Here is a 21,310-nt window from a genome sequence, read left to right as displayed (position 1 = left end):
CTCCCTCAGTGAGCGGGAAGAATAAACTGACAAGCTGAGTTTATGCTTAACAATATAAAAGCCATTGCCTTGCTGTTTAACGAAATCGCTGCGGTCGTTAATTACTGTATTCTGAAAGTGTGGCCCCGGAGGTACAACCGCGCGCGGATGGACTATCTTTTCACTGGCGACCAACAGGTCGGGCCACCTTCTCTTAGCCACCACAGGAGTCAGCGATGTCAGCAATCACACCATCCCGGCTGCGTTTTGCCATTAATCTGGGCAATGCGGTACTGGCCCATCCTGGAGAAAACGGCGAGCCGACAGGCATTACCCCCGAGCTCAGCCATCGACTGGCGCAGCGCTGGGGCGTCGTCGCCGAGTTCGTCACCTATCCTGCCGCCGGTAAAGTGGTGGCCGACGCCGGCGGCGAACGCTGGGATATCGCCTTTCTGGCCATCGACCCGGCGAGGGAGGCGACCCTGCGCTTTACTTCTCCCTATATCACCATTCAGGGGACCGCACTGGTGAGAGCCGGTTCTCCCTGCCAGAGCGTGGCCGATATGGATCGCCCGGCAACCACGATTAACGTCGGGCAAAACGCCGCCTACGATCTGTGGCTCACCCGCCATCTGCAGCACGCCAGCCTGAATCGTCTCCCCTCCTCGCAGGAGGCCATCGACGCCTTCCTCGCCGGTGAAGGGGATATGGTCGCTGGCATCCGTCAGCCGCTGGAGGCGACAGCGCGCCACCATCCGGGGGTGCGGGTCTTAGCGGATAATTTTACCGAGATCCAGCAGGCCATCTGCGTCGCCCGGGATGATGTGGTCCGCTTTAACGCGGTGAATGACGCGTTGGACGAATGGCGGGCGGACGGTAGCCTGGAGGCGCTGATTGCCCGGCACCTGGGCAAGGCGGGCTGAATCACGCCTCCGCCATCCGGCGCATGGCGCAATGCCAGGCGCCGTTACGTACCGAGGCGCGCAGCACGCGGGCGATGGCCAGTACCATCAGACGCGTCGTGCGCCGCTGCAGCGGCGTCAGCGACAGTCCCAGCATCTCCTGCGCCCATGGCGGCAGAAGATCGATCCCGGCCCGCATCATCACCTGGCCAACCGGCTGACTCAGGCGACCCGGCAGACGGGTGGTGAGCAGCACCTCGGCTACCTCCCGGGTACGTTCGTCACAGCGCAGCTGCGGCCGCATCGCCTCAAGATAGTCCGCGACCTCATTCGGCGTCTGGGGAATATCTTTGGCTCCCAGCCGACGAGCGATCTCCGCCGACTCGCGAAAATAGTCCTCCTGGCGCTGGACGCTGACCACCGTCCGCTTGTAGCGCAGGTGGGAGGCCATAAAGCGGCTGCACTCAGCGACATGCACCCAGGTCAACAGCGCCGGGTCGCTTGCCTGATACGGCGTGCCGTCCTTGTCCACCCCGGCGATCCGCTGATGGATCCCCTGCACTTTGGCGATCAACCGCTCGGCGTCGGGGGTGGCGGCGAAGGTGGTAGCGGAGATAAACTGACTGGTGCGACGCAGGCGGCCAAAGATATCCTCGCGGAAACGGGAGTGGTCCCAGACGCCGGCCAGCGCCAGGGGGTGCAGCATCTGCAGCAACAGCGCGCTAATGCCGCCGCACAGCATTGAGGTAAAATCGCCATGCACCTGCCAGATGGCTGATTGCGGACCAAAAAGCCCCGGCTCCCCTTTGGGCTGTTCAAAATCAATCTCTTTTAGCGCCATGCCGGTCAGGCCGAGCACCTGCGCCTCGATCATTCCGCGAATGCCGATCATGCTGGAGTCCCTTACGTTTACCAAAGGACCAAAGATACCACTATTGCGCAACGGAGGCAGTGACAGGGAGAGAGATCGCGGGAACGGTGCCCGCAGAGTGCGGGCACAACAGCTTATGGATTCAGCTGGTAGTCAAGGGTGATATTGGCTTTCAGCACCTGTGATACCGGGCAGCCGGCCTTCGCTTTCTGGATGATCTCATCGAACGCCGCCGGCGCAACGCCGGGCAGGACAATCTGGCTTTGCAACGCGATGTCGGTTATTGCAAACCCACCGTCGGTTTTATTAAGGGTGACCACTGCGGTGGTGTCGATGGACGTCGCGGTATAGCCCTCTTCGCTGAGCATCAACGATAGGGCCATCGAGAAGCAGGCGGCATGTGCGGCGCCGATCAGCTCTTCGGGGTTGGTGCCTTTCACCCCTTCAAAACGGGTATTAAAGCCGTAGGGCTGCTGGCTCAGCGCCCCGCTCTCCGTCGACACGGTGCCTTTGCCATGCTTGAGATCGCCTTCCCAGTGCGCCAGCCCTTTCTTATGAATCGCCATATGACTCCTCCTGTGATGATGTCGAACAAAAAGTATAGTGCCTGATGCTGAACCTGCTTCTATTCTGCGGCCCGCCGCATCAGCGTTCCCAAAAAGTTCCCGTTGCGAATGACGCTAACGGCCATCGTGAGGATGGTAAGGATCGGTTTTGTCATCCTCGCTGTCGTCCCGTTTACGCGGCACTTCGCCATGTTCGTCAGGCGCCTCGCGCGCAGGGTGCTTCCCGCGCTCCTCGTCATGCGGGTGGGATGTTGTGCTCATACCGGTAAGCTCCCCTTACTTAGGCGACTGTTTGAGCAGGCGATCGATACGTACTACCGGCGGCGTCATTTTGCGATCAAGGCTGCCGTTAATACTGACCAGATCGTCAGGCTCTACGTGCTGTTCATTAAACGCGGCAACCGGAATAATGGCGGTGATGGTGCCGCTTTTATCGCGAAACTGATAACGGTCATCCCCCTGTCGGGTGAGCAGATTGCCGCGCAGGGAAACCGTGGCGCCGTCGTGCATGGTTTTCGCCTGCTCAACGGTCATGATCCGCCCCTCCTCGACGCCGCGATAGCCGTCATCGAGTTTGTGCGGCGGCGGCGGCGCGGCATCCTGGCTAAAACCGCCTTTATCGTCCGCCTGCGCGACCGCGGCGGCAAACAAACAGGCCATGGCCAAGGCTAATTTTTTCATCATGCCTCCTTGTTTTTGCTGATGAACAGATTAAAGCCTGGCTGAGGCTGGCCATTTTTACAAAGTCAATTGTTCTGATATCGTCTAATATAAGAATGTCCTTATCGTTACGCTGATGGCGAAACGAAACGCGGGGAAATAATAATGACTGAGAATCAACAACCTTGTCACATCGTCGACGAGAATGAACAGGCCCTCCGCTTTGAATATCGCTTCAGGCGCTATGGGATAATTGTTCTCAGCCTCATCATCCTTACCGCATTGAGCGGCCTGTGGTCCTCCGGATATTTCAGTGAGGCGCACCGGGAAAGCCCTAATGGTGAATTACGCGTCGATTACCAGCGTTATGCCAGACTGATGAGTGAAACCGAACTGAATATTCAGATCAAACCCACGCAGGAAAATGACACGACGATCAGTTTCGCCGCCACGTTATTAACCCGTTACCAGGTTGGCGATATCCGCCCGCAGCCGGATAAGATGTACAGTGCCGACGGGAAATTACATCTGGTGTATCAGCGGACAACCAGCCGCTCGCCGCAATCGGTATGGTTATCTATTACCCCCAAAACGATAGGCAATATTTCCCTGCAGGCGGCAGTCAACGATCGCCCTGCCGTCAGCTGGCAACAGTTTGTCTATCCGTAGGAGTCGCGATGGAAATGGTCCTCAGAGCCGCAGCAATCTATCTGATCCTGCTGATTATTTTCAAGATTGCCGGTAGACGAACCCTGATGCAGTTAACCAATTTTGACCTGATACTGCTGCTGATTATCAGTGAAGCGACCCAGCAGGCGATGCTCAGCACAGACTATTCCGTTACCGGTTCGATGCTGACTATCGTCACCCTGGTCAGTATTGATATTTTATTCGGCTATATTAAGAAAAAATTTGCCCAGGCGGAAAATTTTCTGGATGGCACGCCGGTTATCGTAGTGGAAAATGGTGCTGTCATCGATGAGAAAATGAAGCTCGTCAATATTTCTGTCGATGATATCCTGCTGGCGGCCAGGCAGCACCATGGGATTTATGAACTGAAAGCGATAAAATTCGCTATTCTCGAACGTAACGGCCAGATATCCATTATTCCGGAACAGGAATAACACCGGCTTAGCTATTTATCGCGCTCCGGTTGTTTATCCCCCGATTCCGGGGCGCGGGTGGCGTCGTCCTCTTCTTTTTCAACGCTACGCGTGTTTACTGTCAACATTTTTCCTCCTCGCGGGTTGTCAAGTATCTTACAGATTATAGAACCTTAACGTCTGCTTATGCAGAAACAGGCCAGAGTCATCAGGATATGTCGCCTGATTCACACTGCGCTTATTCCAGGATATTTCCCACCTCACCGTCGTTATTTATGCTTAATAATGATTCGATCCGTGCAGCTTAAATTTACGATAGCGAAACAATTAATGAGGTCACTATGTCCGTGATGGTTATTACCGGCGGAACCGCCGGGGCAGGAAAAACCACCGCGCTGCGTTTCGCCCGCGCAGGGTATCACGTGGCGCTGATCGCCCGCGATGAAACGGGTCTGCAGGAGACGCAGCAGGCTTGTGAACGTTTCGGCGTCAAAACGCTGGCGATTAGCGCCGATGTCGCCGATGCCGGGGCCGTGCAGCGCGCCGCCGCCGAGGTGGAAGCCTCCCTCGGCGCCATCGACGTCTGGATCAATAACGCCATGACCACCGTGCTGGCGCCCTTTCGGCAGATGAGCGACGACGAATTTCGCCGGGTGACGGAGGTGACCTATCTCGGCTATGTCAACGGCACCCGCGCGGCGCTCGAGGTCATGACGCCCCGGGATCGGGGGGTGATTATTCAGGCTGGATCGGCGCTGGCCTGGCGCTCGATCCCCCTGCAGTCGGCCTATTGCGGAGCTAAAGCGGCGATCCGCGGCTTCACCGATGCCGTGCGCACCGAGCTGATGCATGAGAAAAGCCACATCCAGTTGACCATGGTCCAGCTGCCGGGGATGAATACTGCTCAGTTTGGCTGGGCGCGCAACAAAATGGAGCAGGCCATGCAGCCGGTACCGCCGGTCTATCAGCCGGAGGTCGCCGCTGAGGCCATCTACAGCGTGATCCAGCGGCCGGTGAACGAGCTGTGGGTGGGGAAAAGCACCATCCAGTCGATCCTCGGCCAGGTCTTCTTCCCTCGTCTGCTCGATCGGCTGATGGTGAAAAAAGCGTGGGAGGGACAGTTTACCGGCCAGCCGAAGCCGGCAGAGCATCAGGACGACCTGTTCACGCCAGTGCGCGGCAATCATCCCGGACACGGCCCCTTTAACGATGGCGCGCGGCGTAAAGCGGTGACCATCAGCGCCGATCTCCCGGGGAAAGTGGCTGCCGGCGTCGGCGTGGCAGTGGCGACGATGGCCCTGCGGGCGTTGTTCCGCCGACCAGGAAGACGGCGCTAAAGCAGGCTGCGGCTGAACCAGCGGTAACCATAGCCGGAGAGCGCCAGCCGCGCCTTTTCTCCGCCGTATAGCCCGTCCTGGTAGAACTTATCTTCCAGGATCGGGCTCCAGTAACCCTCGGCCAGCGGCGGGAGCTGGACCTCCACTGCCTGCTGGCTGCAGTTCGCCAGCATCAGCACCTCCCGCGATTCGCTGCGATAGCACAAGCCCAGCACCGCGGCTGGCTTCACTGTAATAAGGGTAAAAGGGATGGATCCCGGTTCAGTATATTCCGTGCGCGCCAGTACCATATTGCGTACCCGATGCAGTAGCGACCGGGGGTGGCGCAACGCCGCTTCGACATTGATCCGCTGGTAGCGAAACCGTCCACTGGCCACCGGTTTCACCGGCAAATCATCCGGCGCCGCCCGGGAAAAGCCGCCGTTGGGCGCGCCCGACCACTGCATCGGCGTTCGGACCGCGTAGCGCTCCGGTAAGCGCAGATCGTCGCCCATACCAATCTCGTCGCCATAGCGCATCACCGGCACGCCAGGCAGCGCGAGCAGGATGGCATGAGCCAGCGCGATGCGTCGGGTATCGCCATCCAGCATCGGCGCCAGCCGCCGGCGCACGCCGCGCTGGTAAACGGACATCGATTTATCAGGGGCAAAGGTGCGGATAACCTGGCGTTTGTTGCGTTCGCCAATCCCCTCAAGGTCCAGTTCATCATGGTTACGCAGCCAGTTGACGAAGCAGCATCCGTCCGGCGGGGCCACCATTGCCTGCAACGCCTTCACTACCGGGGTGGCGCGCTGCTGCGCCAGGCTGACATAGAGATATTTATTAAGCCAAAAATTGAGCACCATCTGCAGCCGATCGCCGCGGCCGAAATAATGGCGATAATCTTCCACTTCCACGTCCACTTCACCCAACAGTATCGCGTCGGGATTGAGGCGCTGCACGACCTGCCGGAGATGCGTCAACAGCGGGTAGCCCCGCGCCTCGTCGCCCTTCCCGGCCTGCTTCACCAGATGTGACGCCGCATCGAGGCGAAATCCTGACACCCCGGCCTGCAGCCAGAAGGTGATGATGTTTTCAATTTCAGCGATCACCGGCGGATGAGCGAGATTCAGGTCGGGCTCATGGCGATAAAACATGTGGCGATAGTATTGTCCGGCCTGGTCGTCCCAGCTCCAGACGCTCTCCTCGACGCCGGGAAACATGGGAGGATCGTCGTTCTCCGGGGGCCGATCGGCCCAAAGATAGTATGGCCGCCACGGCGACCGGGGATCGCGTCGCGCCGCCTGAAACCACGGGTGCTGGGCAGAAGTATGCTGGATAACCAGCTCAACAATCACCCGCAGCCCCAGCTCCCGGGCGCGGGCAATCAGCTCAATCACGTCGGCGATGGTCCCGAAACGGGGATCGGGCTGCAAATGGTCGCTGATATCATAGCCATCATCCTGCAGTGGGGTAAGATAGAAAGGGGTCAGCCAGAGCACCGTCGCCCCCAGGCTACGAATGTAGTGCAGCTTTTGGCGTATACCGGCAAGATCGCCAAACCCATCGCCGTTGGCGTCGTAAAACAGAGCACTGTCAACCTGATAGATGACCGCTCTGTGAAACCACTCTTCCTGTTGCATCACTATCACCTTGCGTTCTGCCCGCCACTGTCAGCGTCCTCAGCGCGCCCTGCTGGTTTTCGTGCGCGTTTTGTCGACTGGCAATACGGGGTCGTGCTCTGCAGGTGGCACCCTGTTCGCCACCGCGTCCACCAGCGCCTGCTGCCTGGCGGTTAATTTCAGCGGAACCGCTTTGTCTGTGGCGAGGATCGCGATGGTGTGGCGCTTAACCATGATTGACTCCGGCGGCTTATTGTCCGGACTCAACGCCGGGCAGAGAGTTATGCATCAGATATTGTCCGGTCAGCGCCGGCAGATGATGCAGCAGCCAGTCAGCCATCCCTCTCTCTTCGGCAAGGATCCCTTCCAGAGTCGGCATCGCGCTATGGTCCCCCACGCGCTTCGCCGCCGTTAATAAAGCGGTATAGCAGGCGACCTCAAAATGGGCAAAAACGTAGGCGGTGATAATGAGTTTAATGAGCTCATCGCCGGGTAGCATGATGCCGATAGTCTGGCCCAGGGCTGCGACCCGGCTCATCGCATCCTTCAGCGCCGAGCGGGAAATATGGTTGCGGGCGATAAGGTCCTGCAGAGCGGACAGTTGCCGACGAGTTTCATAAAGATGTTGTTCAAGGCGGGTTCGCAGTTGCGGTTCATTATCGAGGCGTCTGATGGTGGCCATAAGCAGTGACTCGGCCTGTTTTTCCATGGCATGGGCATCGCGAAGCCAGTTGTGGTAATTTTCACTATCCGTCATATACACCTCTGATCGTTAATTATTTATTTTGACGGGGAATCTTCATTCTCTTCCGCCGCCTGGTCAGCTCGCGCTGCGCTATATCCGGATAAATGTCCAACAATATTGGCATAAATACTGATGAGAATGACCCACAGGACGCTGTCTTTCCACCAGATTAACGAGGGTATCGCCAGGCCCACCCACATAACGGCGGCCACAAGATGACAGCGCTTAATAAATACCGGCGTCAGTTTCATTTTATTACCTTAGATCTGAACAATATTTAGCAAGCGGATGTGTTGCTACCCGCCCCTGGCGTCCGACGATTGACACCAGGCTTAAAATAGCTTACTTATGCACAGCGATAAAAAGCAGTACTGTTACGTATTGCTCCGAACCGTTATTTACTCACTCTTAGCGCTTCGCCGGCACAATGCCGTTGCGGTAATCAGTATTTAATTGTTAAGATGGCTGTAATTAAATTATTCTGCACCTCTTTTCCCGTCGCGGAGAATAGACAATAGCTGAGGGAAGCGTTTGCAAATAAACAGAAACCTGCGGACCCACAGGCCCACAGGTTTCTTTCCCGACACCGTCATAACGGCGTCACGGGTCATCAGTCATCAGCTGTCGCCGGATTTACGGCCGCCGCCATGGCTGTTCTTACCACCCTTTTTACCGGCTTCGGATGCACGCTCAGGATCATTTTTGAAGTTCCCGCCGCTGTGCTGCCCACCTTTACGCCCGGCTTCGGATGCTTTTTCACGATCTTCTGCAAAATTACCTGAACCGCCTCTATGCTCTGCCATAATTTTCACCTTTGGTTTGATCAATATCGGTTGGTAAATGGAAAATGACCCTGTTACAAATCATCGCCCTCGATATCTAACTCTAGAGGAATACCCGCAGGAGTCAAATTAATTTTGGCCATCACCCAGCGCATCGACAAAATAAATTAACCACAGCGAAGCGGCAATAAAAATTAATTTTTACGCAACTCCCTTATTCGCTTTGGGTTATATGTACCTTGTGAACTGTACTGTGGACATTGGTTCACGTTTGTAAACTAATGAAAATAATCTGATGAATAAATGTTTCTACTAATCCCGGGCTGCCACCCTTCCCAAAATTAACACCAAAGAGGTATACCATTATTATCCATGCGTAGCGGATTACCCTATTATTCCCCTTTTCACTTTGTCTCCCTCTCTGCCTTTAAAAAATCTCCGCCGCGCAGCAAATAAAATAGCCAGCCCGCATTAAGTCATGATGGAATAATCCTAATTTAACCCCGGCAATGATAACGCAGCGCTATTTGCTTAAATACGCCGGGGATCAGTCGGTTAAGGAATAACAATGCGTCGTTTCGCGGCCATTCACTGGCCCTGGGTGAGTCATCCGGGGTCTGGCGATGGGGGAACCTGACCTATCCTTACAGCTGGCCCGTTCTGTCTGAAGGAGATGACTATGCAAGATGAAAAACCGCCCATGAAGAAACTACCCACCTCCATGTTGCCAGAAGAGACGGCTCCACGTCCGGAGTTCCCGGAGCAAGAACAGAACCCGCCGGGTCTGGATGCGGAAATGGAGCCGTCACCGGACCATGGGGAAACCAGCTACACCGGCACCGGGCGGCTGGCCGGTAAGAAAGCGCTAATTACCGGCGGCGACTCCGGCATTGGCCGCGCGGTGGCGATCGCCTTTGCCCGCGAAGGGGCCGATGTCGCCATAAGCTATCTGCCGGAGGAGCAAGAGGACGCCGATGAAGTCATCGCTCTGATCAAAGCCGAAGGCCGCACCGCGGTGGCCCTGCCGGGGGATATTCGCTCCGAGTCCTTCTGTCAGTCGCTGGTGGCCGACGCGGTGCAACAGCTGGGTGGCCTGAGCATCCTGGTCAATAACGCCGGACGTCAGCAATATTGTGAGACCCTTGAGGAGCTGACCACTGAAGACTTTGACGCCACCTTTAAGACCAATGTCTACGCGCCGTTCTGGATCACCCGCGCCGCGCTGCCCCATCTCCAGGCCGGGAGCGCGATCATCAACACCACCTCGGTGCAGGCCTATAAACCCAGTCCGATCCTCCTCGATTACGCCCAGACCAAAGCCTGCCTGGCGATCTTCACCAAATCGCTGGCCAAACAGGTGGCAAAACGCGGCATTCGCGTTAACGCCGTAGCCCCCGGCCCTTACTGGACGGTGCTGCAGTCCAGCGGCGGTCAGCCGGACGAGAAAGTGAAACAGTTCGGGAAAGACACGCCGATGGGGCGCCCGGGGCAGCCGGTCGAGATCGCCCCGCTGTACGTCACCCTGGCATCCGATGCCTGCTCATATACCTCCGGCCAGGTGTGGTGCTCTGACGGTGGAGACGGGGTAGTCTAAGCCTCCTGGCAGACCGGCGTGCGGCATCGCGCGCCGGTTTTACCCTCCGTCCCCCGGGGAGCGATATCTGCCCTCTCACCTCGCCGCCGCAGCGATTTTTCCTCTCCTGCAGCCTACCGGCTGCGTGCTATGATACTCGCCCGCCGCTGTGCGCTAACCCCGGCCCTGACGCCAATCCTGAGGACGACAGATGAGTAACGACATTCCCCTGAAATTTTATGACATCGTGGACGAATACGAGACCGAAGCGGCTGCCCCGGTTAAGGATGAGGAACGCGATGCGCTGGCGCGCTATTTTCAGCTGCTGATTGCGCGATTAACCAACAACGAAGAGATCGATGAAGAAGCGCAGCAGGAGATGGCCCGCGAGGCGGCCATTGACGAACGCCGTATTGACGATATCGCCAACTTCCTTAATCAGTGGGGCAATGAGTAAGGTTGATCCTTGGCTTTCCGGCAGGGCAACCGCCCGCCGGCGCTGCCGCTGAAGGCGGCGCCGTTGCTCAGGCATCGGCGAGCGTCTCCCCCAGCCGTCGCTGCAGCGCATCCAGAAACAGCGGCAGCCCATCGGGCTGATAGTCGCGGGAAAGATAGATGCCGTAAACGCTCAGCGCCTTCGGCGTCCAGTCAGGAAGCACCACCTCCAGCGCGCCGCTGGCAATCGCGCTCCGCGCCTCCAGTTCGGGGAGCATCGCGATGCCGCACCCCGCGACCGCCGCCTCCAGCAGTAAGGAAGAGATCCCGGCGCTCAGATTACCGTTCACTGCCACCGACGCCTCCTGACCCTGTGCATCGCTGAATTGCCAGCGCTGGCCGGCAAAATGACTGTATAACAGGCAGTTATGCTGTTGCAGATCGTCAAGGGTCGTCAGCGGACCATGCTGGCGGATCCAGCGCGGCGCAGCGCAGAGTAGCGACCGGCACACGCCGAGGCGGCGAGCGATAGCCCCCGCCTCCGGATTATCGGTAATGCGAATAGCCAAGTCGATGCGCTCGCCGATCAGGCTGACCGGATGGTTATTGATATCCAGCTCCAGACGCAACAGCGGATAACGGGCAAGAAAATCCGGCAGTAGCGGGGAGATCAGCTGCATCGCGGTAAAATGCGCGCACGCCACCCGCAGCGTGCCGCTGGGGTCGGCACGCTGGCGTTCGCCGGCGATTTCATCGGCGATCCGCGTCAGGCCGCGGGTCTTGAGCAATACCTTCTCCCCGGCCGGGGTCAGCGTCAGCCGCCGGGTTGAGCGATGGATCAGCCGGGCGCCGGCCCAGCTCTCCATCTGTTCCAGATAGCGACTGACCATCGGGCGCGACATCCCCAGCGCGCGCGCCGCGGCGCTGAGGCTTCCCAGCTCGCAAATTCGCAGATACACCTGCGCCGCAATTACCCTGTCCATCACGCCCCCTTTATCTGCACGATTTATGAAACTCAGCATCTCTTATTTCAGGAATTCTATCAAATGGCGAAATCCGTACAATGCTACGCATTCCCCTGTCATTGAGAATGAATCATGAAATTATCTGCTCTTGCTATTGCCACCGCCCTGTTCAGCGGCGCGGTCTTCGCGGCGCCGCTGACGCTGCAGACTTACAACCCTCAGGAGAAAGGTCTTTTTGCCGTCAACTCCACCCTCGTTTCCGGCCCGCATGAAGCGGTGCTGTTTGACGCCCAGTTCAGCGTCAAAGACGGCGAAAAGCTGGTAGACATGATCAAGAAAAACGGCAAACCGCTGTCGCGGATTGTGATCACCTCCGGCGATCCTGACTTCTATTTTGGCCTTGAGCCGCTGGTGAAAGCCTTCCCGCAGGCGGAAGTGGTCGCCACGCCGGAAGTGGTTAAACATATTGCAGCCACCAAAGCGGCAAAGCTGGCGTACTGGGGACCACAGATGAAAGACGGTGCGCCGACGCAGGTATACGTCCCGCAGGCGCTGAAAGCCAACAGCTTTACCATCGATGGCGAAAAAGTGACGATTATGCAGCCCCATGACTACGCGGCGTTCGTTTGGATCCGGGCGAACAAAACGATCCTCGGCGGCACCGGCGTGGCCTGGGGCATGCATCTCTGGACCGCCGACACCCAGACGCCGGCCAGTCGACAGCAGTGGCGCACTACGCTGGACCAGATGATTGCTCTGCACCCGCAGCAGGTGATCCCGGGACATTACCTCGGCACGCCGCCGGAGGGTGACAGCGCGGTGCGCTTTACCAAAACCTACCTCCAGCAGTTTGAGCAAGCGCTGAAGACACATAAGGACTCCGCCGGGGTGATCAAGGCAATGGAGACACAGTGGCCAGGGCTGGCGGAAACCAGCTCGCTGGAGCTCAGCGCCAAAGTTAATACCGGCGAGATGAAGTGGTAACGCCGGCGCTGCGCGAGGGAGACTGTTCTTAATCTGGCGCACTGAGGTTGCTATTGCCCTGAAAATGGACCACCCTACCTGTGGCCGCATAAAAAACGTGCGGCCAACTTTGGGTTACATTTCATCCGGTCACCACCGGGTTTGCCCTTGAAACCAGAACAGGATAAAGGAGTCAGAATGAAATCGAACCATCAGGCACGTCATCTTCTCGGTCTGAACTACAAGCTTTCCCAGCAGAAAAAAGTGGTGCTGGAAGGCGATGAAGCAACCACCCTCAACCATATCCATGCTACCGGCCGCAAACGCCGCGGTGGTTAATTTTCAGCCTGAGTGATGATAAACAACACCGTCCTGTTGCCAGGATGGTGTTTTTTTATGGCAATTGACGGCTTGTTTACCCGCTTGAAGACCTTCTGCTCTATACTCTGCCCGCTGCTTTTCCACCCGCCCTTCGCTTATCGCCGCGCCGGGACTGTGGACACGATCAAGGAGTTAGTGCGATGCAATTTACCCATAAGAAAAACCGTTCCCTGTACATCCCCTACGCGGGTCCCGTTCTGCTTGAATTCCCCCTGCTCAACAAGGGCAGCGCCTTCAGTATGGAAGAGCGCAGCAGTTTCAACCTTCTTGGCCTGCTGCCGGAAGTGGTTGAAACCATTGAAGAGCAAGCGGAACGCGCGTGGATCCAGTATCAGGGATTCAAAACAGAAATCGACAAACACATTTACCTGCGTAACATCCAGGACACCAACGAGACCCTTTTCTATCGCCTGATTGGCAACCATCTCGAAGAGATGATGCCGGTTATCTATACCCCGACGGTAGGCGCCGCCTGCGAACGTTTCTCCGAGATTTACCGTCGCGCCCGCGGCGTCTTTATCTCCTACCAGAATCGCCATAATCTTGACGACATTCTGCAGAACGTACCGAACCATAACGTCAAAGTGATTGTGGTGACCGATGGCGAGCGTATCCTCGGCCTCGGCGACCAGGGCATCGGCGGGATGGGGATCCCGATCGGCAAACTGTCGCTGTACACCACTTGCGGCGGCATCAGCCCGGCTTACACCCTGCCCATCGTGCTGGACGTCGGAACAAACAACCAGCAGTTGCTGGACGATCCGCTGTATATGGGCTGGCGCCACCCGCGTATTACCGATGACGAGTACTACCAGTTCGTTGACGACGTGATCCAGGCGATTAAGGCCCGCTGGCCGGACGTGCTGCTGCAGTTTGAAGACTTTGCGCAGAAGAACGCTATGCCGCTGCTCAACCGCTACCGCAATGAGATCTGCTCCTTTAACGACGATATCCAGGGTACCGCGGCGGTGACCGTCGGGACGCTGATCGCCGCCAGCCGCGGCGCCGGCAGTCAGCTTAGCGAACAGAAAATTGTCTTCCTCGGGGCGGGCTCCGCCGGCTGCGGCATCGCCGAGCAAATTATCGCCCAGATCGTCCGCGAAGGACTCAGTGAAGAAGAGGCCCGCCAGCGCGTGTTCATGGTTGACCGCTTTGGCCTGTTAACCGACGGCATGCCTAATCTGCTGCCGTTCCAGAACAAGCTGGTTCAGAAACGCGAACATCTGCAGGGCTGGGATACCACTAACGATGTACTTTCCCTGCTCGACGTGGTGCGCAACGTGAAACCGAACATCCTGATCGGCGTTTCCGGTCAGCCGGGGCTGTTCACGGAAGAGATTATCCGCGAAATGCACAAGCATTGCCCGCGGCCAATCGTGATGCCGCTCTCCAACCCAACGTCACGGGTGGAAGCCACGCCGCAGAATATCCTGAGCTGGACCGACGGCGAGGCGCTGGTCGCCACCGGCAGTCCGTTTGCCCCGGTTACCGTCAAAGGCAAACAGTACCCCATCGCCCAGTGCAACAACTCCTATATCTTCCCGGGCATTGGTCTGGGGGTGATCGCCTCCGGCGCGTCGCGGGTCACCGACGAGATGCTGATGGCCGCCAGCGAAACCCTGGCGAAACACTCGCCGCTGGTGAACAACGGTGAAGGTCCGGTGCTGCCGGAGCTGAAGGATATCCAGACCGTCTCGCGGGCGATCGCCTTCGCGGTCGGTAAGGTGGCTCAGGAGCAGGGCGTGGCGGTGAAAACCTCCGCAGAAGCGCTGCTGCAGTCCATCAGCGATAATTTCTGGCTACCGGAATATCGTAATTACCGCCGCACCTCAATTTAATCGCGCTCACCGGGCCGAACGATCGGCCCGGTTATTAATAGCGTCCGGATAATATTTCCCACCACAGAAACGCCTTTTCCGCCCATATTCATTTATCGTAAAAATAGAAAACGGATAGCATTTGCCGCGCGCCCTCCGCTGTGCAAAATAGTTGTTTCTCACCCCCTCACAACGGAATGTGAAATGCAAAAATTAACCCCTGACGCGAATAAAGCGAAGGCTATTCTGATCCGGATTGTCTTACTCCTCACGGGTAGTATCGCCATCATCGCCGGCCTGTGCCTCTCTGGCGGCGATATGTGGATGCTCACCCCGCGCGCTGAGCAGTATCAGCCCGCTACCGGCGATCTGGTGGATATCGTCATCTATACGCCGAGTAAATTCTTCTTCGCCCTGCTCTACGTGTTATTTCTGACTCTGGTCTGGCTGTTGGCGGTGCGTAATATTCCCTGGCGGCCGATACAGCATCCGCTATTCCCGCTGATGGTACTGATTGCCGCCGGAATCTTTATTTTCCTCCATCCGGAGGTCACCCCCGGACGGGATGCCAGTATTCAGTACGGGAAACACAACGTTTATTACACTGCCATTTTCTGGATGAAGACAAATTCTAACCAACGTATCACTCAGCCCTCTAAATATGAGATTTTTGTTGAAGCGAAAGATCCGCGCTGGCCTGTCGACAGGGATAATCTTCATCGCGCCTGGCGCTGTGAAGTGCAGCGGCACAGCCAGTTTTACACCCTGTCATTCAATGAGGGCTGGTTTCCGGACCGCGATCCGCAGGTCATGGCTAGCCAGTGCGCTCCGGTGAGCGATCTTAACGCACTCAGCGACACGGCAATCATGATTGCCCGCCCGATCGCCCCTCTCCCTGGTGAGGTAGCCTAAATGAGCCAGCAAAAAATCGTTCTGCAACCGCTATTACGGGTCTGGTTGGGGCTCTTTAGCGGGCTGCTGCTGGTTAACCGTCGGGCGCCGCGGCTGCTGACCCACACTCTCCCACCGGTGTTACTGCTGCTGGCGGGGCTGATGTTCTTCTTCCTGAAGCCCGACCTTATTCCCGGCGGGGAGACCACCGTCTATCGCTACGGCGAGCGGGAGCGCTACTACCAGACGGTCCGCTGGCAGAAACCGGAGCCGGGCGCGTGGCGGGGTACCCGTTCTGAGTACAAAGTGTATATCGAATATCGCGATCCCAAGGGATATCGCAAAGCCGACAATATTAAAAACGCCTATACCTGTGAAACCCACCGGGAGTCTCGCTTTTTTACCTTAACCACCGAGGAAGATTGGTATCCGGATGCGTATCCGAATATTCTCGACGCCCCCTGCCAGGCGATAAAGGATCCCCAGGCGATGACGGAATATACCCGCGACCACGCCCGCTGGTTTCCCATCATGTTCTAGCAAACACATAAGTCCTCTGCGCCAACCCGGCTTCGTAGGCAAAAGTGGCGCAGGCGAAAGCTGGCGGGGACGCCCCCTGCCAGTTTTGTCACTGGCGCACTTTTCCTTTCCCCACTACACTGCCATCACCCATTCACTTACTGAATATAAAAGGAGGCCCCCCATGCTGTATTGTGAAATGTTTATTGTTTCACATGCCTTAGGCAATGGCGCCAGCTCAAGCGTTATCGGTATCGTGCTGCGATAACTTTGGCTTGAGCGAAGACCCTTCACAGAATCCCTTCTCTCCGGCTTACCGGGTTATCGTCAGCGAGTTTTGACGAGGCATTCGCATGCCTGTAACTCTTGAGTAAGTTGACTATGAGTACATTACTAACTGCCCATGCGCTCCACGTGGAGACGGCTTTTGGGCCGCTGTTTAACACCCTCTCCTTCACCCTGAAGAAAGGCGACCGTATCGGTCTCATTGGCCATAACGGTTGCGGCAAAAGCACCCTGCTGCAGGTGCTGGATGGCACTCTCGCGCCCACCTCGGGCAGCATCTCGCTCGCCGGTCAGTGTCTGATGGCCCGCGTTGAACAGCATCTGCCGGAGGCGCTGCGTTCGCAGTCACTGCTGCAGGCGGTGCTGGCCCCGTTACCCGCCGACGCCCGGGAAGCACAGCGCTGGCTGGCCGAACGCCTGCTGGCGCAGATGGGCTTCACGCCGGCGGTGATGGCGCAGCAAACCAGCACCCTAAGCGGCGGGCAGCACACGCGCCTGCTGCTGGCCCGGGCGCTGATCCGCCAGCCTGACCTGCTGCTGCTGGATGAGCCCGGCAACCATCTCGATCTGCCCACCCTGTTGTGGCTGGAAAGCTTCCTGCAAACCTGGCAGGGGAGCTTCGTGCTGGTGTCACATGACAATACCTTACTGGATGCTGTAACTAATGCCAGTTGGATCCTCCGCGACCAGACGCTGCACAGCTTCGCCTTGCCCTGCAGCGCTGCCCGTCAGGCACTGCTGGAGCAGGATGAAAGCGCCGCATTACGTCATAAGGCCGAGCAAAAAGAGATCGACCGGGTCAGTGCCAGCGCCCGGCGGCTGGCCACCTGGGGTCGGGTGTATGACAACGAAGATCTCGCCCGCAAAGCCAAACAGATGGAGAAGCAGGTCGCCCGCCTGAAAGACGAGCAGACTGAGCTCAGCGTCGGCCCGCCGTGGCGCCTGGTGTTGCAAGGGGACGCCCTGCCGGCGGACCGCCTGCTGGAGATGGACAGGCTGCCGGTGGCCCCCGCGCCGGGACTGCCGGCCCTGTTTACCACCGGCGTGGCGCGACTGCGCAGCGGAGATCGCGTGGCCATCATGGGGCGCAACGGCGGCGGTAAATCGTCCTTGCTGCGCCTGCTGTGGCAGCAGATGAACGACGCATCGCCTCTTCCGGGGCTGCGTCTGCACCCCCGGCTTCACCCCGGGTATTACGACCAGACGCTGGCGCAGTTGCCGGACGATGCCAGCCTGCTCGACGCCCTGACACCGTTCGCCCCGTCGGCGGACGCCCGGAAACGGGCGCTGATCGCCGCTGGATTTGGCTGGGCGAGGCATGGTCAGAAGGTCAGCACTCTCAGCGGCGGTGAGCGGTCGCGGCTGCAGTTCGTCGGCCTGTCGCTGGCGCGCTACAGCCTGCTGCTGCTGGATGAACCCACCAACCATCTTGATATGGAGGGCAAAGCGGCGCTGGCGCAGACGCTCCGCGACTACCCCGGCGGCGTGCTGCTGGTTAGTCATGACCGCCAGCTTATTAGCGAAAGCTGTAACCGCTTCTGGCTGATCGACCGCGCCGGGCTAACGGAGTGGCACAGTCTGGAAGAGGTTTATGCCCGTCTGCAGGCGCAGCCCTCCACCCCGACGGTGGCCTACTCACCTCAGGAGCCGTCACTCGCGGCTGATGATGAAGAGGCGCTGCTGGCGCGCCTGATCGCTCTGGAGCAATGGCTGGCGGACGACATGGCCCGTAAGCCGAAACATCAAAAGCCTGCGCTGCAGGCGCAGTGGCGAGAGGAGATCGCCCGGCTGCTTAATCAACTGGGGTAATCTTCGCCCCCCGCCGGCTAAGGCACCCCGCCCTTAGCCGGCGTTGCCTGGCCGGGTAAACTGCTGCTCGGTCATCACCTTTCCCCACTGTTCCCCCTGCCATTCGCAGGTTAACGTGAAGCCAAAGGACTCATACAGTTTGCGGGCCGCGTCCAGACCTTTAAACGTCCACAGCTGAACGGCGCTGAACTGACGACTATCGCAGAAAGCCATCGCCTCACTGAGGAGCCGCCTGCCAATGCCGGTTCCCCGACAGCTGTCATCGAGAATGAACCAGCGTAGATGCGCCTGCTGCTGGCCGAGATCCTCGCCATCGATCGCCACCGAACCGACAATCTTCCCCTCGCGCATCGCCAGCCAGATCTGGTTGGCCGGCGAGGAAAGCCGGGTGGCAAATTCCGCCACGCCGCTGGCGACCTTGCCTTCAAAAAAAGCGCCGAAGTCATGGTGCCGGGCGTAATACTCCCCGTGCATCTGGGCTATCCGGCCGATCATCCCCGGCTGATAGCCGGTCACCAGCGAAATCTGCGGGGTCGTATCCGCCAGCGCGATATCCCGACACTGCGCCAGCGCCTGCGCATAGGCCGCCAGTCCGCTGGCGACGGTCCGCTGCTGCGGCTCATCCAGATGGCCTAACGCCTCCACCACCCGGCGGGTAGCCCACGCGTTGATCATCGCCACCGTATCGTGCCCCTTGGCGGTCAGCGCCAGCGATTTAGACCGCGCATCCTCCGCGCAGGGACGTTCCTCCAGCTCCCCGGCCGCCAGCAGACGGGCAACCATCCGGCTGACGCTCGATTTTTCCAGGCCCAGCAAAGTCACCAGCTGGGCGGCGGTCATCGCCCCTCTCACCGACACTTCGAGCAGGGTATGCACCGCCGACGGCGAATAGTGGGTGGCGGCCAGCGTGGTGTTCATAAAACCCAGCTCGCGCACCATTAACCGTGAGGCGGTACGGATCTGTTGGATTAAGGAGGTGTCAGCCATAGCGATGCGTCCAGATCAAGATATAGTTGTATTATACAACCATCTATCGCAGGACGCGTCAAGAGGATAACCCCTCCAGTACGGCTGGGTAGCGTATCGGATGATGGAATGCTGCGGGCGCCGGACTGCGCCCGCGATGAGTATTATTGCGGGTTCTTCCCCTTCCAGGCTTCCCAGGCCGATTTGATCTCCTGCTTCGCGGCGGCGGCATCATTAAACCCGGCCAGCTCGACCTTTTTCCGCCCCTCCGGCAGTTCTTTATAGACCCGGAAGAAGGCCTCCAGCCGCTGCTGCTCGATTTTCGGCAGATCGGCGATGGTCTTGATGTCGTCATAGGTGGGATCAATTTTGCTGGCCGGCACGGCGATGATTTTGTCGTCTTTCTCACCGCCGTCTACCATCTTAAGGACGCCGATCGGCCGCAGCTTAATCAGCGTGCCCGGGGCCATTGGCGCGCGGGTGTAAAACACCACGTCCAGCGGGTCGCCATCCCCGGCCAGCGACTGGGTTAATGAACCGTAGTTTGCCGGGTAAGCCACCGGCATCGACTGAAAGCGGTCGGCGATGATAAATCCTGTTTTGGCGTCGGTTTCATACTTAATGATCCCGCCAGCCGGGATCTCGGTAACCGCGTAAAACTCTTCGGGATTGTTTTCCGGCTGCGGGAATTCCAGCACATTGTGAGCCTGTGCGGCGGCGGAAAAAAGCAGACCGGCAGTGAGGAGCGTTTTGACCAGATGCATTGTTGTATCACTCTGTTGTTATAAGAAATTGATGCGCAAAACAATAGTGTTGAGTGATGAAGAAAACATGACCATTCAGTGACGCTATTATTACCTACCAAAATTAGAGGTATTGTCTGAATTTTGTGCTATCGTTGTAGCAAAAAACCACATCCTGTACTAAAGCGCCTTGTTTTTTTCCCCATAGCGTCTAATCCTTATTAGGTAGTATTGCATTAATAAAATTAATCATTCCCCTCACAAGGAGACAGGCATGAAGGCAGCTGTTGTTACCCACGACCATCAGGTTAACGTTACGGAAAAAACGCTGCGCCCGCTGGAATACGGCGAAGCGCTGTTGAAAATGGAATGCTGCGGCGTGTGTCATACTGACCTGCACGTGAAAAACGGCGATTTTGGCGATAAAACCGGCGTTATTCTTGGTCATGAAGGGATCGGGGTAGTACAAAAAGTCGGCCCTGGCGTCACCTCCCTGAAGCCGGGCGATCGCGCCAGCGTGGCGTGGTTCTTCGAAGGCTGCGGCCACTGCGAATACTGTAACAGCGGCAACGAGACGCTGTGCCGCTCGGTGAAAAACGCCGGTTATACCGTCGACGGCGGCATGGCGGAAGAGTGCATCGTCACCGCCAACTACGCGGTTAAAGTCCCGGACGGCCTCGACTCCGCCGCCGCCAGCAGCATCACCTGCGCCGGGGTCACCACCTACAAAGCCGTTAAGGTCTCCCACATCAAACCGGGCCAGTGGATCGCTATCTACGGCCTCGGCGGCCTGGGCAACCTGGCGCTGCAGTATGCCAAGAATGTCTTTAACGCCAAAGTGATCGCCATCGACGTCAACGACGGCCAGCTGGAGCTGGCGGCCTCGATGGGCGCCGATCTGACCATCAACTCGCGCAATGAAGATGCGGCGAAAGTGATTCAGGAAAAAACCGGCGGCGCGCATGCTGCCGTGGTGACCGCGGTGGCTAAAGCGGCCTTTAACTCGGCGGTGGATGCCGTTCGCGCCGGCGGCCGCGTGGTGGCGGTAGGCCTGCCGCCGGAAGCAATGAGCCTCGATATTCCACGTCTGGTGCTCGACGGCATCGAAGTGGTCGGCTCGCTGGTCGGTACCCGTCAGGATCTGGTGGAAGCCTTCCAGTTCGCCGCCGAAGGCAAAGTGGTGCCGAAAGTCACCCTGCGCCCGCTGGAAGATATCAACGCCATTTTTAAAGAGATGGAGCAGGGTCAGATCCGCGGCCGTATGGTTATCGATCTGCGTAGCTAATCGCCAGCGCCTCTCCCGCCCGGGAGAGGCGCTTCCCCTCGCTTCCCGCCGCGAAAAGTAAATGCAATTTCCGCAAATGCTTAGCGCAATTCCTTGGTTCCTTTGTTTTTAGTCGCGCCCGATGATGGCAAC

General features: G+C 58.1%; 26 protein-coding genes. 13 read left to right on the top strand and 13 right to left on the bottom strand.

Annotation, left to right across the window (positions count from 1 at the left end):
• Window positions 1–215 precede the first annotated feature (215 nt).
• A complete protein-coding gene (locus tag ABLV64_RS02305) occupies window positions 216–902 on the top strand; it encodes an ABC transporter substrate-binding protein (RefSeq protein ID WP_049116415.1) in 687 nt (228 codons plus the stop codon).
• A gap of 1 nt (window position 903) precedes the next feature.
• Here the strand turns inward: ABLV64_RS02305 and ABLV64_RS02300 are convergent, their stop codons facing one another.
• The 4 genes from ABLV64_RS02300 to ABLV64_RS02285 all read right to left on the bottom strand — a co-directional run bounded on the left by ABLV64_RS02300 (window position 904) and on the right by ABLV64_RS02285 (window position 2,999).
• Window positions 904–1,773: an oxygenase MpaB family protein gene (locus ABLV64_RS02300; protein WP_017900538.1), complete on the bottom strand. Its 870-nt coding sequence runs from the start codon at window positions 1,771–1,773 to the stop codon at window positions 904–906.
• A gap of 113 nt (window positions 1,774–1,886) precedes the next feature.
• On the bottom strand, window positions 1,887–2,318 hold the full coding sequence (locus tag ABLV64_RS02295; protein WP_004202630.1) for an OsmC family protein: 432 nt from the start codon (window positions 2,316–2,318) through the stop codon (window positions 1,887–1,889).
• A gap of 114 nt (window positions 2,319–2,432) precedes the next feature.
• Entirely contained in the window at window positions 2,433–2,579 is a 147-nt protein-coding gene (locus ABLV64_RS02290; protein WP_017900537.1) for a hypothetical protein, read from the bottom strand.
• Between the two features lie 15 nt (window positions 2,580–2,594).
• Window positions 2,595–2,999 carry a YdeI family stress tolerance OB fold protein gene (locus ABLV64_RS02285; protein WP_004202632.1) on the bottom strand — a complete coding sequence of 135 codons (405 nt, stop codon included), beginning with the start codon at window positions 2,997–2,999 and terminating at the stop codon, window positions 2,595–2,597.
• Between the two features lie 144 nt (window positions 3,000–3,143).
• On the opposite strand from ABLV64_RS02285, the gene ABLV64_RS02280 reads away from it, so the two are divergent.
• The 3 genes from ABLV64_RS02280 to ABLV64_RS02270 all read left to right on the top strand — a co-directional run bounded on the left by ABLV64_RS02280 (window position 3,144) and on the right by ABLV64_RS02270 (window position 5,418).
• Complete coding sequence (locus tag ABLV64_RS02280; RefSeq protein ID WP_049093850.1) at window positions 3,144–3,647, top strand: hypothetical protein; 504 nt, start codon at window positions 3,144–3,146, stop codon at window positions 3,645–3,647.
• 8 nt (window positions 3,648–3,655) lie between these two features.
• Complete coding sequence (locus tag ABLV64_RS02275; RefSeq protein ID WP_004202634.1) at window positions 3,656–4,102, top strand: YetF domain-containing protein; 447 nt, start codon at window positions 3,656–3,658, stop codon at window positions 4,100–4,102.
• A 320-nt stretch (window positions 4,103–4,422) separates the two neighbouring features.
• A complete protein-coding gene (locus tag ABLV64_RS02270) occupies window positions 4,423–5,418 on the top strand; it encodes an SDR family oxidoreductase (RefSeq protein WP_048294913.1) in 996 nt (331 codons plus the stop codon).
• On the opposite strand, the gene ABLV64_RS02265 is transcribed toward ABLV64_RS02270, so the two are convergent.
• From ABLV64_RS02265 to ABLV64_RS02245, 5 genes are all read right to left on the bottom strand, one after another.
• On the bottom strand, window positions 5,415–7,040 hold the full coding sequence (locus ABLV64_RS02265; RefSeq protein ID WP_004202637.1) for an alpha-amylase family protein: 1,626 nt from the start codon (window positions 7,038–7,040) through the stop codon (window positions 5,415–5,417). The genes ABLV64_RS02270 and ABLV64_RS02265 overlap by 4 nt on opposite strands.
• A 39-nt stretch (window positions 7,041–7,079) precedes the next feature.
• Window positions 7,080–7,253, bottom strand: a complete 174-nt coding sequence (locus tag ABLV64_RS02260) for a hypothetical protein (protein ID WP_004202638.1) — start codon at window positions 7,251–7,253, stop codon at window positions 7,080–7,082.
• 16 nt (window positions 7,254–7,269) lie between these two features.
• On the bottom strand, window positions 7,270–7,776 hold the full coding sequence (locus ABLV64_RS02255) for a ferritin-like domain-containing protein (protein WP_004202639.1): 507 nt from the start codon (window positions 7,774–7,776) through the stop codon (window positions 7,270–7,272).
• Window positions 7,777–7,799: 23 nt separating this feature from the next.
• Complete coding sequence (locus ABLV64_RS02250) at window positions 7,800–8,015, bottom strand: hypothetical protein (RefSeq protein ID WP_004202641.1); 216 nt, start codon at window positions 8,013–8,015, stop codon at window positions 7,800–7,802.
• A 366-nt stretch (window positions 8,016–8,381) separates the two neighbouring features.
• Window positions 8,382–8,567, bottom strand: a complete 186-nt coding sequence (locus tag ABLV64_RS02245) for a general stress protein (protein ID WP_004143718.1) — start codon at window positions 8,565–8,567, stop codon at window positions 8,382–8,384.
• Window positions 8,568–9,225: 658 nt separating this feature from the next.
• Between ABLV64_RS02245 and ABLV64_RS02240 the strand changes: the two genes are divergently transcribed.
• Both ABLV64_RS02240 and ABLV64_RS02235 read left to right on the top strand, forming a co-directional pair.
• Window positions 9,226–10,140 (top strand): SDR family oxidoreductase, encoded by a 915-nt coding sequence (locus tag ABLV64_RS02240; RefSeq protein WP_004202642.1) that lies wholly within the window; start codon window positions 9,226–9,228, stop codon window positions 10,138–10,140.
• Window positions 10,141–10,330: 190 nt separating this feature from the next.
• Complete coding sequence (locus ABLV64_RS02235) at window positions 10,331–10,576, top strand: YmjA family protein (RefSeq protein ID WP_004202643.1); 246 nt, start codon at window positions 10,331–10,333, stop codon at window positions 10,574–10,576.
• A gap of 67 nt (window positions 10,577–10,643) precedes the next feature.
• Here the strand turns inward: ABLV64_RS02235 and ABLV64_RS02230 are convergent, their stop codons facing one another.
• Complete coding sequence (locus tag ABLV64_RS02230; protein ID WP_348842939.1) at window positions 10,644–11,537, bottom strand: LysR family transcriptional regulator; 894 nt, start codon at window positions 11,535–11,537, stop codon at window positions 10,644–10,646.
• Between the two features lie 114 nt (window positions 11,538–11,651).
• Between ABLV64_RS02230 and ABLV64_RS02225 the strand changes: the two genes are divergently transcribed.
• Together ABLV64_RS02225 and sra are read left to right on the top strand one after the other, a co-directional pair.
• Entirely contained in the window at window positions 11,652–12,503 is an 852-nt protein-coding gene (locus tag ABLV64_RS02225) for a Vmh family MBL fold metallo-hydrolase (RefSeq protein WP_043519632.1), read from the top strand.
• Window positions 12,504–12,680: 177 nt separating this feature from the next.
• Window positions 12,681–12,821 (top strand): stationary-phase-induced ribosome-associated protein, encoded by a 141-nt coding sequence (gene sra / locus ABLV64_RS02220; RefSeq protein WP_004202647.1) that lies wholly within the window; start codon window positions 12,681–12,683, stop codon window positions 12,819–12,821.
• Here sra and ABLV64_RS02215 read toward each other — a convergent pair.
• Window positions 12,818–12,925: a hypothetical protein gene (locus ABLV64_RS02215; protein WP_032425875.1), complete on the bottom strand. Its 108-nt coding sequence runs from the start codon at window positions 12,923–12,925 to the stop codon at window positions 12,818–12,820. The genes sra and ABLV64_RS02215 overlap by 4 nt on opposite strands.
• A 78-nt stretch (window positions 12,926–13,003) precedes the next feature.
• On the opposite strand from ABLV64_RS02215, the gene ABLV64_RS02210 reads away from it, so the two are divergent.
• The 4 genes from ABLV64_RS02210 (at window position 13,004) to ABLV64_RS02195 (ending at window position 18,184) form a co-directional block, all read left to right on the top strand.
• Window positions 13,004–14,701 carry an NAD-dependent malic enzyme gene (locus tag ABLV64_RS02210; protein ID WP_004202648.1) on the top strand — a complete coding sequence of 566 codons (1,698 nt, stop codon included), beginning with the start codon at window positions 13,004–13,006 and terminating at the stop codon, window positions 14,699–14,701.
• A 183-nt stretch (window positions 14,702–14,884) separates the two neighbouring features.
• Window positions 14,885–15,592 carry a glycosyl transferase gene (locus tag ABLV64_RS02205; protein WP_348842938.1) on the top strand — a complete coding sequence of 236 codons (708 nt, stop codon included), beginning with the start codon at window positions 14,885–14,887 and terminating at the stop codon, window positions 15,590–15,592.
• Window positions 15,593–16,111, top strand: a complete 519-nt coding sequence (locus ABLV64_RS02200; protein WP_117263163.1) for a hypothetical protein — start codon at window positions 15,593–15,595, stop codon at window positions 16,109–16,111.
• A gap of 360 nt (window positions 16,112–16,471) precedes the next feature.
• On the top strand, window positions 16,472–18,184 hold the full coding sequence (locus ABLV64_RS02195; protein ID WP_348842937.1) for an ABC-F family ATP-binding cassette domain-containing protein: 1,713 nt from the start codon (window positions 16,472–16,474) through the stop codon (window positions 18,182–18,184).
• A 33-nt stretch (window positions 18,185–18,217) separates the two neighbouring features.
• Here ABLV64_RS02195 and ABLV64_RS02190 read toward each other — a convergent pair whose 3' ends face one another.
• A complete protein-coding gene (locus ABLV64_RS02190) occupies window positions 18,218–19,171 on the bottom strand; it encodes a bifunctional helix-turn-helix transcriptional regulator/GNAT family N-acetyltransferase (protein ID WP_048294916.1) in 954 nt (317 codons plus the stop codon).
• 143 nt (window positions 19,172–19,314) lie between these two features.
• Window positions 19,315–19,914, bottom strand: a complete 600-nt coding sequence (locus ABLV64_RS02185) for an inorganic diphosphatase (RefSeq protein WP_004202655.1) — start codon at window positions 19,912–19,914, stop codon at window positions 19,315–19,317.
• Window positions 19,915–20,167: 253 nt separating this feature from the next.
• Between ABLV64_RS02185 and adhP the strand changes: the two genes are divergently transcribed.
• Window positions 20,168–21,178 carry an alcohol dehydrogenase AdhP gene (gene adhP / locus ABLV64_RS02180; RefSeq protein WP_004202657.1) on the top strand — a complete coding sequence of 337 codons (1,011 nt, stop codon included), beginning with the start codon at window positions 20,168–20,170 and terminating at the stop codon, window positions 21,176–21,178.
• Window positions 21,179–21,310: the final 132 nt, after the last annotated feature.

The sequence above is a fragment of the Klebsiella sp. JB_Kp031 genome (genome assembly GCF_040064295.1).
In the GTDB taxonomy this organism is placed as follows: Bacteria; Pseudomonadota; Gammaproteobacteria; order Enterobacterales; family Enterobacteriaceae; genus Klebsiella; species Klebsiella quasipneumoniae.
The sequence above is the reverse complement of the archived record's forward strand: the minus strand, read 5'-3'. Positions and strand labels throughout refer to the sequence as shown.

Coding starts and splice junctions, on each gene's coding strand:
- ABLV64_RS02305 (WP_049116415.1), top strand. CDS start 216: ATGTCAGCAATCACACCATCCCGGCTGCGTTTTGCCATTAATCTGGGC.
- ABLV64_RS02300 (WP_017900538.1), bottom strand. CDS start 1,773: ATGATCGGCATTCGCGGAATGATCGAGGCGCAGGTGCTCGGCCTGACC.
- ABLV64_RS02295 (WP_004202630.1), bottom strand. CDS start 2,318: ATGGCGATTCATAAGAAAGGGCTGGCGCACTGGGAAGGCGATCTCAAG.
- ABLV64_RS02290 (WP_017900537.1), bottom strand. CDS start 2,579: ATGAGCACAACATCCCACCCGCATGACGAGGAGCGCGGGAAGCACCCT.
- ABLV64_RS02285 (WP_004202632.1), bottom strand. CDS start 2,999: ATGAAAAAATTAGCCTTGGCCATGGCCTGTTTGTTTGCCGCCGCGGTC.
- ABLV64_RS02280 (WP_049093850.1), top strand. CDS start 3,144: ATGACTGAGAATCAACAACCTTGTCACATCGTCGACGAGAATGAACAG.
- ABLV64_RS02275 (WP_004202634.1), top strand. CDS start 3,656: ATGGAAATGGTCCTCAGAGCCGCAGCAATCTATCTGATCCTGCTGATT.
- ABLV64_RS02270 (WP_048294913.1), top strand. CDS start 4,423: ATGTCCGTGATGGTTATTACCGGCGGAACCGCCGGGGCAGGAAAAACC.
- ABLV64_RS02265 (WP_004202637.1), bottom strand. CDS start 7,040: ATGCAACAGGAAGAGTGGTTTCACAGAGCGGTCATCTATCAGGTTGAC.
- ABLV64_RS02260 (WP_004202638.1), bottom strand. CDS start 7,253: ATGGTTAAGCGCCACACCATCGCGATCCTCGCCACAGACAAAGCGGTT.
- ABLV64_RS02255 (WP_004202639.1), bottom strand. CDS start 7,776: ATGACGGATAGTGAAAATTACCACAACTGGCTTCGCGATGCCCATGCC.
- ABLV64_RS02250 (WP_004202641.1), bottom strand. CDS start 8,015: ATGAAACTGACGCCGGTATTTATTAAGCGCTGTCATCTTGTGGCCGCC.
- ABLV64_RS02245 (WP_004143718.1), bottom strand. CDS start 8,567: ATGGCAGAGCATAGAGGCGGTTCAGGTAATTTTGCAGAAGATCGTGAA.
- ABLV64_RS02240 (WP_004202642.1), top strand. CDS start 9,226: ATGCAAGATGAAAAACCGCCCATGAAGAAACTACCCACCTCCATGTTG.
- ABLV64_RS02235 (WP_004202643.1), top strand. CDS start 10,331: ATGAGTAACGACATTCCCCTGAAATTTTATGACATCGTGGACGAATAC.
- ABLV64_RS02230 (WP_348842939.1), bottom strand. CDS start 11,537: ATGGACAGGGTAATTGCGGCGCAGGTGTATCTGCGAATTTGCGAGCTG.
- ABLV64_RS02225 (WP_043519632.1), top strand. CDS start 11,652: ATGAAATTATCTGCTCTTGCTATTGCCACCGCCCTGTTCAGCGGCGCG.
- sra (WP_004202647.1), top strand. CDS start 12,681: ATGAAATCGAACCATCAGGCACGTCATCTTCTCGGTCTGAACTACAAG.
- ABLV64_RS02210 (WP_004202648.1), top strand. CDS start 13,004: ATGCAATTTACCCATAAGAAAAACCGTTCCCTGTACATCCCCTACGCG.
- ABLV64_RS02205 (WP_348842938.1), top strand. CDS start 14,885: ATGCAAAAATTAACCCCTGACGCGAATAAAGCGAAGGCTATTCTGATC.
- ABLV64_RS02200 (WP_117263163.1), top strand. CDS start 15,593: ATGAGCCAGCAAAAAATCGTTCTGCAACCGCTATTACGGGTCTGGTTG.
- ABLV64_RS02195 (WP_348842937.1), top strand. CDS start 16,472: ATGAGTACATTACTAACTGCCCATGCGCTCCACGTGGAGACGGCTTTT.
- ABLV64_RS02190 (WP_048294916.1), bottom strand. CDS start 19,171: ATGGCTGACACCTCCTTAATCCAACAGATCCGTACCGCCTCACGGTTA.
- ABLV64_RS02185 (WP_004202655.1), bottom strand. CDS start 19,914: ATGCATCTGGTCAAAACGCTCCTCACTGCCGGTCTGCTTTTTTCCGCC.
- adhP (WP_004202657.1), top strand. CDS start 20,168: ATGAAGGCAGCTGTTGTTACCCACGACCATCAGGTTAACGTTACGGAA.